Raw genomic sequence first — 15,298 nt, 5'->3', positions numbered from 1 at the left:
TATTGAAATTTATTCATTTTCCTCAATATACATACGTCGGACCTTTTTAAATAATTCTGAAGAGTACACAAAATTGGTCACCGCTTCGTTGTCTGTCTTAAAAATTGTATCCTTTGAACCTTCCCATTCTTTAAAGCCGTCTTTCAGGAACACAATTTTTTCACCAATTTCCATGACCGAGTTCATGTCGTGGGAATTTATGACCGTAGTAATTTGAAATTCTTCTGTAATTTCTCGGATGAGGTTATCAATGACAATAGCTGTTTTGGGATCTAAACCTGAGTTTGGCTCATCACAGAATAAGTACCTTGGATTATTCACTATGGCTCGTGCAATAGCAACGCGCTTTTGCATACCTCCAGAAGCTTCACTTGGCATTTTATTATGGGCATCCGTTAGGTTAACACGGTTCAAAACAATATTTACCCGGTCTTCCATCTCACTTTTACTTTGTTTAGTGAACATTTGCAAAGGGAACATAATATTCTCCGCTATGGTCATAGAATCGAATAAAGCACTACCTTGAAAAACCATTCCTATTTCAGCCCTCAATAAGCGCTTTTCATCCACGCTCATTTTACTCAAAACTTTCCCATCATAGGTGATTTCACCTTGCTCAAAATCGTAAAGGCCTAACAGACATTTTAAAAATACCGTTTTACCAGAGCCACTTTGACCTATAATTAGGTTCGTTTTTCCCGTATCAAAAGAGGTGCTAATGCCTTTTAGAATATGAGCATCACCAAATGATTTGTGTAAGTCTTTCACCTCTATCATTAGCCTAACAATAAACTCGTTAATAAGTAATTTACCAAAATTATAATGACACTAGTCCATACAAATGATGTTGTACTAGCCTTCCCAACTTCGAGTGCGCCTCCTTTCATAAAGTATCCATAATAGGATGGAATGGTAGCCAAAAGAAAAGCAAATGCCATCGTTTTTATAAAAGCATAGGCCATATGAAATGGTATAAAATCTACTTGAACACCCTCAATATAATCTTCATAAGTGCCATAACCACCGTAGACACAAGCTGCTAAACCGCCTAAAATTCCCAAAAACATGGCTATGGATATAATAAAAGGATAGAGAGTCAATGCTATAAACTTGGGAAACACCAAATAGTTAATCGCATTTATTCCCATAACTTCCAAAGCATCTATCTGCTCTGTAACCCGCATGGTACCAATACTTGAGGTTATGAAAGACCCAACCTTACCAGCCATAATAATGGAGATAAATGTGGGTGCAAACTCTAAAATAATAGATTGCCGAGTTGCAAATCCTACTAGATATTTCGGGATTAGAGGGTTACTAATATTCAAAGACGTTTGAATGGCGACAACCCCTCCAACAAAAAAGGAAATAAAGGCTACAATACCTAATGACCCAATGATGAGATCATCGATATCCTTTAAAATTAAGATTTTCATCACAGACCATTTGGTAGGTTTGCGAAACATATTCTTAATCATAATAAAATAAGTGCCAATATTATGAAGGTATTTCATAGAAGACTTTAATACTGCTAAAGTATGAAAAATGATGAGTTTATTAATATTAATTTAATTTAAGATATCCCAAAAGTCTTATTTTTGAAGAAGATTAAAATTCAAGATTGGAATGAAAAAATCGTTTTTAACAGTTACCTGTTTTTTTGTGATTTTGGTGTCCTTTTCACAAAATAATGCTGAAAACACCTATAAATCTGAGGCTAAGGATAAGCAAGTATTTAAACCCAAATTGGTTGTGGGTATCGTTGTAGACCAAATGCGGTATGATTATTTAACACGTTTCTATACCAAATTTGGTGATGGCGGATTTAAGCGTATGATTAATGAGGGATTTAATTGTAAAAACAATCACTTCAATTATGTGCCAACCTATACCGGTCCTGGTCATGCTTCGGTTTATACTGGAACTACACCCAAATATCACGGTATTATCTCAAACAATTGGTACGATAAAGAAGTTAAACAAACAGTGTATTGCGCGGAAGATAATTCAGTACAGTCAGTAGGTACATCGAGTTCTGTGGGACAAATGTCGCCACATAGGATGCTAACAACGAGTTTTGCTGATGAGAATAGATTGTTCACTCAAATGAGAGGAAAGACTATAGGTATTGCCATAAAGGATAGAGGGGCAATTCTACCTGCGGGTCATACCGCAAACGCAGCCTATTGGTTTCACGGAAAGGATGAAGGTGTTTGGATCAGCAGTACATTTTATAAAAATGATTTACCACAATGGGTTAAAGATTTTAATACGTCTGATGCAGCAGAGTCTTATTTTAAAGTTTGGGATACCTATAAACCCATACAATCTTATACTGAGAGTGGCAATGACTTAAATGATTTTGAACGTGGTTTTAAAGGAAAAGAAACTGCAACATTTCCATACGATTTAGAAGCTTTGAAATCTGAAAATGGTGATTTTGATATTTTAAAGGCTACTGCTTATGGAAATAGTTTAACTGTAGATTTTGCGATAGCTGCGGTTAAAGGAGAAGTCCTAGGACAAGATAACGAAACCGATGTACTTGCGCTCAGTTTTTCTTCAACGGATTATGTGGGTCATAATTTTGGAGTGAATTCTAAAGAGGTTGAAGACACCTATATTAGGCTAGATAAAGATCTTGAGCGGTTTTTTCTGTTTCTCGATAAAAGCGTTGGTAAGGATGAATATACTGTTTTTTTAACGGCAGACCATGGTGCAGTTAATGTACCTTCCTATTTAAGTTCGGTAAAAATTCCAGCAGGTTATTTGGACTACAATACTAGAAAGCAAAAGTTTCAATCCTTTCTAACGGAAAGTTATGGGACTACGGAGATTGTAGAAAATGTTAGTAACGATCAAGTGTTTTTGAATAAGGTAAAATTAAAAGAACTTGGTCTAAACTTGCACGAGGTAGAACAAGCTATTGTTGATGAGCAAATTTCATATCCCAATATAGCTAAGGTCTATACGGCCACTGCAATGAACAGTACCAATTTTACGACTGGTATAGAGGCTTTATTACAGAGCGGATTTAACCAGAAACGTTCCGGAGATGTCATTATTGTTAATGATGTGGCCCATATAGCCTATAGTAGAACAGGGTCAACACATGGTAGTGGTTCAAACTATGATACACATGTACCGTTATTATTTTTTGGAAAAGGTATTAAGCAGGGAGAAACGTTACGGAAAACTGAAATTACTGATATTGCACCTACCATATCAGCTTTATTAGGTATTAGTTTTCCTAACGGCGCTATTGGGCAGCCATTGGGAATAGTATTGGATTAACCAAGGATGTTGAATATTCCTTTCCATCTGAACTGCCGTATGAATTGGCCTTCATCTATGCTGACTAAATAGTCTGCCTTATTTGATTTAGCCTTAAAATACCCGGAAATATAGTCTTGAAACAGACTGAAACTTCTTTTTTTATAAGAAAGTTTTAAGGCTGACAATAAGGTTAACAAAAAACCATAACGCATTTTATACATGGATTCGCCTTGCAGATATTTAGACGCTTTATTGTAAGATTGCCCGGTAGGCTTTAAGTGTTTGACATGTAAGGATTCATCAGTTTTTATTTGCCACCCATGATATCTGGCCAATAGTTCGTCAACAGTATCCCAGCCCATACTCGGCTTTAGTTTACCTATATCGAGAAAGCATTGTTTTCTATACGCTTTTAAGGCACCCCTAACATGGTCTTTTCGGGTTAAATCTTCGAGTATCCAGTGGTCGTTCTTATTGATATAGCAAAAACCAGAGGAAATGCCAACAGTGGTAGAAGCCTTAAAGTGAACTGCTAATTGTTCTAAATAGTGCTCCGGAAAAATAAGGTCTGCATCAAACTTACAGATCACGTCATAGTTGTCGTCCAATGTATCATAACCCTTATAAAACGCATTAATGATTTTAGATCCCGGAAGATGCTCGTCTGATGAGCTCGTATTAACGAGGGACAACCACGAATATTTATCGCAAAATGACCTTACAATGTCCGGAGTAGCATCGCTGGAATTATCGTTGACGACAACGACCTGTTTTGGTTGTAATGTTTGCTTTACCAAAGAGTCTAGAGTCAGTGCTATAGAGTCCTCTTCATTATGAGCTGGTATGACAATGTAAAATTTCAAATTTAAACGTAAAACCCAAAGCTACGGAAACACTATGGGATTTTGGAATTTAGGAATTGGATTTTCTTTCGGCGTAAACAATATAATAACGATTGGTAAACAATCTTAAGAATGGTCTAAGTCCAATTTTATTCACTGGGTTTGTCCATTTCTTTCGTGCCTTAATAGACCATCCTGCTTTGTCAAGCAGCCAATCAAATTGCCAATCTTCAAACTCATGGTAGTGTCTGTCCCATTTATCGGTTTTGCTTCTATAAGCTGGTGCAAACCATAATTTAAGAGGTACGCTGGCAACAAGTTTGTTAGCCTGTATCGCCTGTAAAACGGTAAATGGCGATAATAGATGTTCAAATATTTCGAAGGCTGTAACGACATTAGCAGAAGACTTCCCAATACTTGATGTATCTAAATCAAGGTCTTCACCTTTGGTATTCTCTACCGTAAAACCTTCCGATTCCATAATCTCTGAAAATGGATTTTCTACACCCAAATCTAAAATGGTTTCAGAAAGATCAACATGAGATTTTAGAAAATCCAGCGTATGTTTGAATCGTTTATTTGGATAGCTTTTCTCGTACATAGATTAAGCCTCAATGTTGTTATAGGATGTTTTAATTCCCTTTATTAAGGCTGAAGAAAAACCACAATGCTCCATTTCATTTAGGCCAGCAATAGTACAACCTTTTGGTGTTGTTACCTTATCAATTTCTGCCTCTGGATGATTTTTGTGTTCTATGAGTAATTCACTAGCGCCTCTTACGGTTTGGGTTGCTATAGCCGTTGCTGTTTTGGCATCAAAACCAATTTCAATACCACCTTGAATCATACCCCGAATAAACCTTAGGACAAAGGCAATTCCACAAGCTCCGAGCACAGTTGCAGCGTCCATGAGTTGCTCATCTATTGAGATTGTTTTACCAAGGGCATCAAAAATTTCAACTACTGATTTGGTATCTTTTTCTGAAGCATTAGATGAAGCTATGCAAGTCATTGATTCATTTACGGATGCCGCGGTGTTAGGCATAGCTCGAAAAACCGCCGGTTTATTTGTTAATTGCGACAAAATAGCCTCAATCTTGAAATCACTTACCACAGAAATTACTAAGTGATTATTGGTGATTTCTGAAGCAATATCTTTCAAGACACTTTCCATCTTGTAAGGTTTTACAGCTATAATGATAATATCTGCGGATGTAACAGCTTTTTTATTATCAGCGGTAATGCCAACTCCTTGTGATTCAAAACTTGAAAGGAGGTGAGTATGATGACGCGTAATGGTAAGATTTTCTGGTTTATGGCCGTCTGACAATAGTCCCGAGGCTATAGCTTGACCTAGATTGCCCCCGCCGATTATTGCTATTTTACCATTCATTTTTAGTATTTATAAACTATGGCATTAATATGCATGCCCGCACCTACTGAAGCAAAAATGATAGCATCTCCTTTGTTAATTTTCTGATCTCCTAGTTTGCCATTTCTAATGAGATCAAATAAGGTTGGTACGGTTGCCACTGAGCTATTCCCTAATTTATGGATGCTCATAGGCATAACATCTTTAGGTGCTTCCGCATTGAATAATTTATAAAAACGTTTTACAATGGCTTCATCCATTTTTTCGTTTGCTTGGTGAATAAGCACTTTTTTAACTTCAGATATATCTATACCACTTTCCTCTAGGCAATCCTTCATGGCTTGTGCTACATTCGTTAGGGCAAACTCATAAATTTTACGTCCGTGCATTTTTATATAACGCGTATCCGGAGATAAATCCTTATTGTTTGAGCTTCCAAAGTACAGATAGTAAGCTTCATCATAAGTGAAAGAAGCCGACTCATGAGCAAGAATGCCACCTTCTTCATCACTAAGCTCAATAATGCTAGCACCAGCACCATCAGAATAAATCATGGAATCTCTATCGTGTTTGTCCACGACGCGTGATAAGGTTTCTGTTCCAATCACAAGACAACGTTTGGCCATTCCGGCTTTAATAAATGCTTGCGCCTGAATAACACCCTCAATCCAACCAGGACATCCAAATAGTATATCATAAGCCACACATTTAGGGTTTTTTATACGTAATCGATGTTTTATTCGAGAAGCTAAACAAGGCAAAATATCACTTTGAACAGTGTTGTATCTAACATCACCAAAATTATGGGCACAGATGATGTAGTCAATACTTTCTGGGTCAATTTTAGCATCGTCAATGGCTTTTTGAGCGGCGAGAAATCCCAAATCAGAAGATACCAATTGCTTGTCTGCGTAACGGCGTTCAAATATGCCCGTAATGGATTCGAATTTTTCTACAATAACTTCATTGGGATTGTTTATTGACGAACCATCAGCATTTAAAAATTCGTGTTGGTAAAAATCTTCATTCTTCTCGATAGACTTTGGGATATAACTTCCCGTTCCTGTAATTCGAATGGCCATACCTTATTTTGTTAAATTTGATTTACTAAACTAACTAATAATCTGATTTTTTATGTTTTTTGACTGCATAAAAATCAGATTTTTAAAAAATTCTTAGAATACTCTAAAAAAGCTATCAATATTGTAAAAAAAGCGTTCTATTTGAACGCTTTTTTTATTTAAAATTATTTGGCTATGCTTCAATATAATCTTCAATTGGCGCACAACTACAAATAAGATTTCTGTCCCCGTAGGCTTCGTCAACCCGTCTTACGGTGGGCCAAAATTTGTTGTCTCTAACATAGTCTAATGGGAATGCAGCCTTTTCCCTTGAATAAGGGAATAACCATTCGTCTGAGGTCAACATATCCAACGTATGTGGTGCATTTTTCAGAGTACTATTAGGGTCGTCCGCAGAAACTGCATCAATTTCTTGACGGATAGCAATCATAGCATCACAAAAACGATCCATTTCAGCTTTGCTTTCGCTTTCTGTTGGTTCTATCATCATGGTGCCAGCCACAGGGAATGATACGGTTGGTGCATGAAACCCATAGTCCATTAGGCGCTTTGCTATATCAACCACTTCAATACCGTGTGACTTAAATGAGCGACAGTCTATGATCATCTCATGTGCAGCTCTACCGTGTTCTCCAGTATATAGCGTTTTGTAGTGACCTTCTAGACGTTCTTTAATATAATTGGCATTTAATATGGCTACTTCAGTTGCTTGCTTTAAGCCTTTAGCACCCAACATCTTTATGTAACCGTACGAAATAATACATGCTAAAGAAGAACCAAAGGGTGCTGCTGATATCGACGTTATAGCTTGATTGCCACCGGTTTCTATAATAGGGTTTCCTGGTAGGAAGGGGACCAATTGTTTGGCAACGCAAATTGGACCTACGCCTGGGCCACCACCACCATGAGGTATTGCAAATGTTTTATGTAAATTAAGATGGCAAACGTCTGCACCAATATTTCCTGGGTTTGTTAAACCTACTTGTGCGTTCATATTTGCACCATCCATGTAAACTTGTCCGCCATTGTCATGGATGATTTGCGTAATCTCTTTAATTGCTGATTCATAAACGCCATGTGTAGACGGATAAGTAATCATTAAAGCAGCTAAGTTGTCCTTGTGCAATTCTGCTTTAGCTCGCAAATCGTCAACATCAATATTGCCGTCTTCTGAGGCTTTAGTAACTACGACTTTCATACCAGCCATTACCGCACTTGCTGGGTTAGTGCCATGTGCAGAGGAGGGGATCAAACAAATATTTCTATGGTCATCACCTCTAGAATGATGATAGGCTCTAATAACCATCAATCCGGCAAATTCGCCTTGTGCGCCAGAGTTAGGCTGCAGCGAAGTACCAGCAAATCCTGTAATTTCCGTTAACTGTTTTTCTAATGCCTTTAGCATGGTTGTATAACCTTTTGCTTGCGCAATGGGTACAAATGGATGCATATTGCCCCAGCTATTCCAGCTTAGTGGCAACATTTCAGAAGCGGCATTTAATTTCATTGTACATGAGCCTAAGGAAATCATTGAATGATTCAGGGCTAAATCTTTTCGCTCTAGTCGCTTGATATATCGCATTAATTCCGTTTCGGAATGGTAGGAATTAAAAACATCAAACGTTAAGAAGTCTGTTTGGCGTTTTAAAGCTCCAGGAATGGTGTTCTCATTTAAAAGCGATGTGATTTTATCGGTTGTTTTTCCTGTAACCTCTTCAAAAATGGAGATGATATCATTTAAATCTGAAATGGAAGTAGTCTCATTTAAGGAAATAGTTACTGTCTCAGCATCTGGATAGTAAAAATTTATCTTGTGGGCTTCTGCAACTGAGCGCACATTTGCGGCATTTGCCTTTAATTGAAGGGTATCAAAGTAATGGGTATTTATTTGTGGGATACCTAAACTTTCTAGGGCCTCAGCTAGTGTAGCTGCAGAATTAGTCACTTTATTAGCAATAAACTCGAGACCTTTAGGACCGTGATAGACAGCATACATTCCAGCCATTACAGCTAATAATACTTGCGCTGTGCAAATATTGGATGTGGCCTTGTCGCGCTTGATGTGTTGCTCGCGTGTTTGCAAAGCCATACGCAGCGCACGGTTGCCATTCATATCTCGTGTAACACCGATGATGCGTCCAGGTAGGAAACGCTTATAGGCTTCTTTTGTAGCAAAATAAGCTGCATGTGGCCCGCCGTAACCCATTGGAATCCCAAAACGTTGGGTGGTGCCAACAACGATATCGGCTCCAAATTTACCTGGTGCTTCTAGTTTAATTAAGCTTAAAATATCGGCTGCTACTGCCACTTTAATTTGAGCAGCATTTGCTTTTTCTATAAAGGTTTTAATATCTGTAATCTGGCCATCTTTTCCCGGGTACTGCAAAAGAGCTCCGAAGTACTTGTTAGAATAGTCAAACTCTGTCTCATTACCAATAACTAATTCAATGCCTATAGGCGTAGCTCGTGTTTCTAATAGTGATAGCGTTTGTGGTAAAATTGTATCTGAAACGAAGAATTTATTGACGCCATCTTTCTTCTGATCACGCTCTCTTACAGCAAATAACAACGCCATGGCTTCCGCAGCCGCAGTACTTTCATCAAGTAATGACGCATTGGAAATTTCCATCCCAGTTAGGTCAATAACCATGGTCTGAAAATTTAAAAGAGCCTCAAGTCTTCCCTGGGCTATTTCTGCCTGGTAAGGTGTATAAGCCGTATACCAACCCGGATTTTCCAAGATGTTACGTTGGATTACCGCGGGTAAGTTTGTAGGATGATATCCCAGTCCAATGTAGGTTTTAAAGACTTTATTAAGCTGGGACAGTTCATAAATGTGCTCTAAATACTCTTGCTCACTCATGGCCTCATCTAAGTCTAAGTCTTTTTTCAGACGGATTTCAGAAGGTACAGTTTCAGATACCAATTGTTCTATACTAGTAACACCAATGGTGTTGAGCATGGCTTTTTGTTCTTCCCGACGTGGGCCAATGTGTCTTAATGCAAAAGAGGTTGTATCCATTCCTTTTATTCGCTTAATTTTTTAAAGTGCAAAAATACGCATTTACCTATTTTATTTCGTTAAGGAATACTAAAGTTTTTAACCGAAACCGGCTCTTATTAACACTTTAATTACTTTTACCAAGTGAAGTATTTGAAAGGCTTATTTAATTTTTATATCAATAGCAGTATACATGTAGCAATAGCAGTTTATGCGCTTACGCGGATTACCCTTATTCGGTTTAATTTATCCTATGATGAAAACAGCTTGTATTTTGTGTTTTTTGCGACTATTGTGGCTTATAATTTTGTGAAGTATTTTGGTTTTGTAAAATTTCATCATCGAAAGTTAGCCACCTCGCTTGGGGCTATTCAATTTTTATCTTTAGTGGCTTTGGGTGCTATGTTATTTTACTTGGCTAGACTACAGAGTCAAACCTTTGTTTTAATAGGTGTTTTGGGCATAATTACTTTTCTTTATGCTATTCCTTTAATACCTAAAAGACTATTATTTGACGATCATAGAAATTTGAGAGAAATAAGTGGTATCAAAATTTATGTAATTGCCCTGGTTTGGACAATGGCTACAGTTCTCATACCTGTAATGAATGCCTCAGTTGCAATCGATTCAAATATTGTGACAACTATGGTTCAGCGCTTTTTATTCGTTTTGGTATTAATGCTCCCTTTTGAGATTAGGGATTTAAATTATGATAATTTAAGGCTGGCCACAATACCTCAGAAAATAGGTGTAAGAAATACGAAGATTATAGGTGTTTTTATGTTAATGGTGTTTTTAATGTTAGAATTTTTGAAAAAAAACCTGTCTAGAATTGATGTAATCTCCATCGTGCTGATAACAGCAATCACGCTTGTGCTGTTGGTGTTTTCTAATAAAAGTCAATCGAAATACTACAGCGCATTTTGGGTAGAGGGTCTTCCTATACTGTGGCTTATAGTTTTATTGATGCTTGGCTAATTCTTTTTGGAATTGACGTTGAATATCTTCTTTGGTTTGTTGGTCTAGTATCTCGATTTTAGAGGATTTGACAAGTTGGGTCAATGTTGCATTGCGCTTGGAATGCTTTCTGCACACCTCACAATAGAGATGATGAATCTTAAGTTTGAGGATCTCCCAAAATTTGGCCTCGTCGTATTGGCTCTTATCGCATATGTGTCCAGCCTGATTACATTTTATGTTAAATAACCCCATAAATTAAAACCAATTTTTTTCTAGGCAACTAGCTAGGGATGTTCTTGCCCTATGAATAAGCACCCAAAGATTAGACGCAGTGATGTCCAATTCATTACAAATCGTTTCTGTTTCGTATCCTAAGATTGTCTTCATCTTAAATACCTCTGCTTGTTTTTCAGGAAGTTTACCAAGACAATTAAATATAGCATCTTTCAATTCAGAATTTTCTAATTTATCTTCAGCAGTTTTATCGAAAGGGTCTGCAACGCGTTCTTCAAGCCAATCACCTCCGTCATTTTCAAGATTATCATTTAAGGCCATACGTACTTCAGCTTTGCCTTTTTTGGAATTTATTTTGCGGTAATGGTCTATTACTTTGCGTTTTAATATAGAGGTTAACCAAGTGCGTTCACTTGCTTCGCCCTTAAAGTTTTTCATAGACTTAAGTGCGGCCAAGAAGGTTTCAGAGACCAAATCTTTAGCAACTTCCTTGTCGTTGACACGAGAAATTGTGTAATTAAAGAGGTAGTCTGAATATAACTGTATCCAAGTATTAGGGTCTAGTTGATGCTTTGGCATTTTAATGTCCTTCCTTTTTCAAAAATAGATTAAATAAACGACATTCTGTAGTCTATTTTAACAAGCCTGCACGTCTCAATAAGGCATCTGGCTTTGGTTCTTGGCCCCTAAATTTTTTATATAAGGTCATTGGATTTTCAGTGCCACCCTGAGATAACACATAAGTCTTAAATTTATCGGCCACCGTTTTATTGAAAATACCTTCTTGTTTAAAGTACTCGAATGCATCAGCATCCAAAACTTCAGCCCACTTATAACTATAATAGCCCGAAGAGTAACCGCCCTGAAAAATATGGGCAAAGGATGTACTCATGCAATTTTCTTCGATATCTGGATATAGACTAGTGTCACCGAAAGCCTCTAGCTCATGGGCCTTAACATCATTATAAGGTCTTGGGTCTATACCATGCCAGGCCATGTCTAGTAGCCCAAAGCTCAATTGCCTTAAGGTTTTCATTCCTTCTAAAAAGTTTGCAGAGGCCTTTATTTTTTCAACTAAAGCAATTGGAATCACCTCACCCGTTTCATAATGCTTAGCAAATAGTTTTAGGGTTTCTTCCTCATAGCACCAGTTCTCTAAAATCTGACTTGGTAATTCAACGAAGTCCCAGTAGACGTTAGTTCCGGATAAACTAGGATAGGTCGTATTCGCTAACATGCCGTGCAAAGCATGGCCGAATTCATGGAACAGTGTTGTAACTTCATTAAAAGTTAATAGTGAAGGTTTTGTTTCCGTTGGTTTGGTAAAATTACAGACTATGGAAATATGGGGTCGCTCATTAGTGCCGTTTTTAATATATTGTGGTTTAAAGGAGGTCATCCATGCACCATCACGCTTGCCAGCTCTCGGAAAAAAGTCAGCATAAAAAATAGCAACCAAGGCGTTATCCGCATCTACAACTTTAAAGGTGGACACCTCTTTGTGGTATTTATCAATAGAATGTATTTCTTCAAATCTTAGTCCAAATAACTTCTCAGCAACTGTGAAGGCACCGTTTATGACATTTTCTAGTTTGAAATAAGGTTTTAATTGTTCATCGTCTAAGCTGAATAATTTTTGCTTCAGTTTTTCGGAATAATACGCCGAATCCCATTTTTGAAGTTGGTCAATGCCATCTAACTCATTGGCAAAGGCGTTGAGGTTATCAAATTCTTTTAGCGCTGCAGGCTTCGCCTTTTCTAACAGGTCATTTAAAAAATCCGTAACCTTTTCTGGTGTTTCGGCCATTCGCTGTTCCAAAACAAAATGGGCGTGGGTTTTATAACCCAATAGCTGAGCGCGCTCAAATCGCAACTGGGCAATTCGTTTTACAATATCTTGATTATCTAAGGAGTCTTTTTTAAAACATTTACTTCCAAAGGCCTTTGATAAATTTTCTCTGTGGATTCTGTTATCTGCATAGGTCATAAACGGAATGTAACTGGGGTAGTCAAGACTAATAATCCAACCAGTTTTACCTTTGCTTTCAGCGAGATGTTTTGCAGCTTCTTTAGCCCCTTCTGGTAGTCCTTCCACATCAGACTCCTCAGTGAGGTGCATTTCAAATTTATTGGTTTCGGCTAAGACATGCTCGCCAAACTTCAATTTTAGTTGACTCAATTCTTTATCAATAGCACGAAGCGTTTTCTTTTTATCCTCAGGTAAGTTGGCCCCATTTCTAGAGAAACTTTTATATTTTTTATCAAGTAAGGTCTCTTGTTCCGTGCTCAATTGTAAAGTAGCCCTAGAATCGTAGACTGCTTTAACGCGTTTAAACAAGGCTTCATTTAAGGTGATATCGTTGCTAAACTCTGATAATAAAGGTGATACTTCTTGCGCAATTTTTTGTATGGCGTCATTGGTTTCGGCGGAATTGAGATTAAAGAATATACTTGAAATTCTATCTAATTCTTCACCTGCATAATCAAGGGCTTCAATGGTATTTTTAAAAGTTGGAGCCTCGTTATTGGATGCAATAGCGTCAATTTCAAGTTTGGCTTTAGCTATTGCATTTTGAAAGGCGGGTAAAAACGTTTCATTTTTTATTTGACTGAAAGGCGCCGAATTATAGGGCGTTTCAAAAGGTTTATTTAGAATGGTCATGATTTTATTGGTCATAAATTTCTTACATACATTACTGATATTCTGAATTTTAACGGATTTTTATGAATTTAAAAACTCAGAAAGTGGTCCTATTTTAGTTACCTTTGTGCATCTTTAAAAGCACAAATATCGTGTGGATAAGGTTGATTAATAGCTTTAAGCCTTGACTTCGGTCAGGGCTTTTAAAGGTCTTGAGCTGACTCATTAACCTTTGCTTCTAGTCCTTTTTTATACACCACGATTTTATCGAGAATACATTGGTCAGAGCTACCGAGGATTTGGGCGGCCAAAATCCCAGCATTTTTCGCACCATTAAGAGCAACGGTCGCTACAGGAACACCTCCAGGCATTTGTAAAATAGACAAAACTGAATCCCAGCCATCAATAGAATTACTACTTTTAACAGGCACGCCAATTACGGGCAGAGGCGATAGGGATGCAATCATTCCGGGCAGGTGAGCAGCACCTCCAGCGCCAGCTATGATGACCTTTATACCGCGGCCATGTGCATTTTTACCGTAGTCATATAATTTGTCCGGTGTACGATGTGCAGATACTATATCCACTTCTACCTCAATATCAAATCCTTTTAATATATCAATCGCGTCTTGCATTACAGGCAAATCGCTTTTGCTTCCCATTATAACACCAACTTTACTCATAATTTAATCACTAATTACTTCTATTGTTCGTTTTACTTTTTCTGCAATTTTTCTAGCTTCACTAATATCCGCATTAACAATGGTAACATGGCCCATTTTTCGAAATGGTCGCGTTTGTTTTTTTCCATAAATATGAGGCGTCACACCATCCATTGCCATAATTTTTTCAATATTCTTATAAACGACATTGCCTTCGTGGTTTTCGGCACCGACTAAATTAACCATAACGCCAGCTACTTTGTTCTCGGTTTTGCCAAGTGGTAAATTTAAGATGGCTCTAAGGTGTTGTTCAAATTGGTCCGTATAACTCGCTTCTATACTATAATGTCCAGAATTGTGAGGCCTTGGGGCAACCTCGTTTACAAGAATTTCATCGTTTTCTGTCTGAAACATTTCAACAGCGAGTAAGCCAACATGTTTAAATGCTGATGCCGCTTTTAAGGCAATCAGTTCTGCTTTTTTGGCGACTTCAGTGGTTATTCTCGCTGGACAAATCACATATTCTACTTGGTTGGCCTCTGGATGGAATTCCATCTCAACTACAGGATAGGTTTTTAAATCTCCATTTCTGTTTCGCGCTACAATAACCGCCAATTCATTTTTAAATGGTATAAGTTTTTCAGCTATACATTCTACATTGGGCAAATCTATAAGGTCGGTATAACGCTTAACGATTTTTACGCCCATCCCATCATATCCGAAACGAGCACTTTTCCACACAAAGGGATAACTTAAACCACCATTTTCAACAGCTTCCTCAATTTCTGAGGTATAGGCAAATCTTGAAAAATCAGCGGTTGGTATATTATGGTCGCGATAGAACAGTTTTTGTTGCGCCTTATTTTGAATAGACCTGAGGGTTTTAGCTGAGGGAAATACTTTAATGCCCTCATCCTCGAGTGTTTCTAAAGCATCGATATTAACATTTTCAATTTCAATGGTTAAGACATCCACATGTTTTCCAAAGTCAAGTACCGTATCGTAATCGAGTAAATCACCCACCCTAAATTCGTCACAGGCTAACCGAGCAGGAGCATCTTTACTGGGGTCTATAACACAGGTGTAAATATCATACTTTCGGGTGTGATATAACATCATTTTACCAAGTTGTCCACCACCGAGAATACCAAGTTTAAAATTAGAAGAAAAATAGTTCATACTCCTTTCCCATAAACACGGGAACTTAATTAAACATTTTTTTGAAAAT

Annotated in this window: 14 protein-coding genes; 2 read left to right on the top strand and 12 right to left on the bottom strand. The window is 37.5% G+C overall.

The annotated features are described in order from the left end of the window. Positions 1 to 9: 9 nt before the first annotated feature. Together CA834_RS13780 and CA834_RS13775 are read right to left on the bottom strand one after the other, a co-directional pair. Positions 10 to 777 (bottom strand): ABC transporter ATP-binding protein, encoded by a 768-nt coding sequence (locus CA834_RS13780; protein WP_094969302.1) that lies wholly within the window; start codon positions 775 to 777, stop codon positions 10 to 12. Then, positions 777 to 1,514 (bottom strand): MlaE family ABC transporter permease, encoded by a 738-nt coding sequence (locus tag CA834_RS13775; protein ID WP_094969301.1) that lies wholly within the window; start codon positions 1,512 to 1,514, stop codon positions 777 to 779. Before CA834_RS13775 ends, CA834_RS13780 begins: the two co-directional genes overlap by 1 nt. A gap of 112 nt (positions 1,515 to 1,626) precedes the next feature. Here CA834_RS13775 and pafA point away from each other — a divergent pair, with 112 nt between their 5' ends. Continuing rightward, entirely contained in the window at positions 1,627 to 3,294 is a 1,668-nt protein-coding gene (gene pafA / locus CA834_RS13770; RefSeq protein ID WP_094969300.1) for an alkaline phosphatase PafA, read from the top strand. Here pafA and CA834_RS13765 read toward each other — a convergent pair. The 5 genes from CA834_RS13765 to gcvP form a co-directional block, all read right to left on the bottom strand. After that, positions 3,291 to 4,139, bottom strand: a complete 849-nt coding sequence (locus CA834_RS13765; protein WP_094969299.1) for a glycosyltransferase family 2 protein — start codon at positions 4,137 to 4,139, stop codon at positions 3,291 to 3,293. The genes pafA and CA834_RS13765 overlap by 4 nt on opposite strands. Positions 4,140 to 4,188: 49 nt before the next feature. Further along, the gene (locus CA834_RS13760; protein WP_094969298.1) at positions 4,189 to 4,719 is read right to left on the bottom strand and encodes a methyltransferase; all 531 of its coding nucleotides are present in this window, start codon (positions 4,717 to 4,719) and stop codon (positions 4,189 to 4,191) included. A 3-nt stretch (positions 4,720 to 4,722) separates the two neighbouring features. Beyond that, positions 4,723 to 5,511, bottom strand: a complete 789-nt coding sequence (proC, locus tag CA834_RS13755) for a pyrroline-5-carboxylate reductase (RefSeq protein ID WP_094969297.1) — start codon at positions 5,509 to 5,511, stop codon at positions 4,723 to 4,725. A gap of 2 nt (positions 5,512 to 5,513) precedes the next feature. After that, complete coding sequence (locus CA834_RS13750) at positions 5,514 to 6,572, bottom strand: 3-oxoacyl-ACP synthase III family protein (RefSeq protein ID WP_094969296.1); 1,059 nt, start codon at positions 6,570 to 6,572, stop codon at positions 5,514 to 5,516. Between the two features lie 172 nt (positions 6,573 to 6,744). Continuing rightward, entirely contained in the window at positions 6,745 to 9,594 is a 2,850-nt protein-coding gene (gene gcvP, locus CA834_RS13745; protein WP_094969295.1) for an aminomethyl-transferring glycine dehydrogenase, read from the bottom strand. A 123-nt stretch (positions 9,595 to 9,717) separates the two neighbouring features. Here gcvP and CA834_RS13740 point away from each other — a divergent pair, with 123 nt between their 5' ends. Beyond that, positions 9,718 to 10,551: a UbiA prenyltransferase family protein gene (locus CA834_RS13740; RefSeq protein ID WP_094969294.1), complete on the top strand. Its 834-nt coding sequence runs from the start codon at positions 9,718 to 9,720 to the stop codon at positions 10,549 to 10,551. On the opposite strand, the gene CA834_RS14720 is transcribed toward CA834_RS13740, so the two are convergent. The 5 genes from CA834_RS14720 to CA834_RS13715 all read right to left on the bottom strand — a co-directional run bounded on the left by CA834_RS14720 (position 10,534) and on the right by CA834_RS13715 (position 15,249). Continuing rightward, the gene (locus tag CA834_RS14720) at positions 10,534 to 10,785 is read right to left on the bottom strand and encodes a hypothetical protein (RefSeq protein WP_094969293.1); all 252 of its coding nucleotides are present in this window, start codon (positions 10,783 to 10,785) and stop codon (positions 10,534 to 10,536) included. The two genes, CA834_RS13740 and CA834_RS14720, sit on opposite strands and share 18 nt — an antisense overlap. A 3-nt stretch (positions 10,786 to 10,788) precedes the next feature. Then, a complete protein-coding gene (locus CA834_RS13730; protein ID WP_094969292.1) occupies positions 10,789 to 11,346 on the bottom strand; it encodes a sigma-70 family RNA polymerase sigma factor in 558 nt (185 codons plus the stop codon). Between the two features lie 52 nt (positions 11,347 to 11,398). Then, the gene (locus tag CA834_RS13725; RefSeq protein ID WP_094969291.1) at positions 11,399 to 13,429 is read right to left on the bottom strand and encodes a M3 family metallopeptidase; all 2,031 of its coding nucleotides are present in this window, start codon (positions 13,427 to 13,429) and stop codon (positions 11,399 to 11,401) included. A 182-nt stretch (positions 13,430 to 13,611) separates the two neighbouring features. After that, a complete protein-coding gene (gene purE / locus CA834_RS13720; RefSeq protein WP_094969290.1) occupies positions 13,612 to 14,091 on the bottom strand; it encodes a 5-(carboxyamino)imidazole ribonucleotide mutase in 480 nt (159 codons plus the stop codon). A gap of 3 nt (positions 14,092 to 14,094) precedes the next feature. Next, a complete protein-coding gene (locus CA834_RS13715; protein ID WP_094969289.1) occupies positions 14,095 to 15,249 on the bottom strand; it encodes a 5-(carboxyamino)imidazole ribonucleotide synthase in 1,155 nt (384 codons plus the stop codon). Positions 15,250 to 15,298 lie beyond the last annotated feature (49 nt).

The sequence above is a fragment of the Winogradskyella aurantia genome (assembly GCF_002266855.1).
Classification (GTDB): Bacteria; Bacteroidota; Bacteroidia; order Flavobacteriales; family Flavobacteriaceae; genus Winogradskyella; species Winogradskyella aurantia.
The sequence above is the reverse complement of the archived record's forward strand: the minus strand, read 5'-3'. Positions and strand labels throughout refer to the sequence as shown.

Bases quoted from the DNA above. Each gene is read 5' to 3' on its own strand.
- CA834_RS13780 (WP_094969302.1), bottom strand. From the start codon at position 777: ATGATAGAGGTGAAAGACTTACACAAATCATTTGGTGATGCTCATATT.
- CA834_RS13775 (WP_094969301.1), bottom strand. From the start codon at position 1,514: ATGAAATACCTTCATAATATTGGCACTTATTTTATTATGATTAAGAAT.
- pafA (WP_094969300.1), top strand. From the start codon at position 1,627: ATGAAAAAATCGTTTTTAACAGTTACCTGTTTTTTTGTGATTTTGGTG.
- CA834_RS13760 (WP_094969298.1), bottom strand. From the start codon at position 4,719: ATGTACGAGAAAAGCTATCCAAATAAACGATTCAAACATACGCTGGAT.
- proC (WP_094969297.1), bottom strand. From the start codon at position 5,511: ATGAATGGTAAAATAGCAATAATCGGCGGGGGCAATCTAGGTCAAGCT.
- CA834_RS13750 (WP_094969296.1), bottom strand. From the start codon at position 6,572: ATGGCCATTCGAATTACAGGAACGGGAAGTTATATCCCAAAGTCTATC.
- gcvP (WP_094969295.1), bottom strand. From the start codon at position 9,594: ATGGATACAACCTCTTTTGCATTAAGACACATTGGCCCACGTCGGGAA.
- CA834_RS14720 (WP_094969293.1), bottom strand. From the start codon at position 10,785: ATGGGGTTATTTAACATAAAATGTAATCAGGCTGGACACATATGCGAT.
- CA834_RS13730 (WP_094969292.1), bottom strand. From the start codon at position 11,346: ATGCCAAAGCATCAACTAGACCCTAATACTTGGATACAGTTATATTCA.
- CA834_RS13725 (WP_094969291.1), bottom strand. From the start codon at position 13,429: ATGACCATTCTAAATAAACCTTTTGAAACGCCCTATAATTCGGCGCCT.
- purE (WP_094969290.1), bottom strand. From the start codon at position 14,091: ATGAGTAAAGTTGGTGTTATAATGGGAAGCAAAAGCGATTTGCCTGTA.
- CA834_RS13715 (WP_094969289.1), bottom strand. From the start codon at position 15,249: ATGAACTATTTTTCTTCTAATTTTAAACTTGGTATTCTCGGTGGTGGA.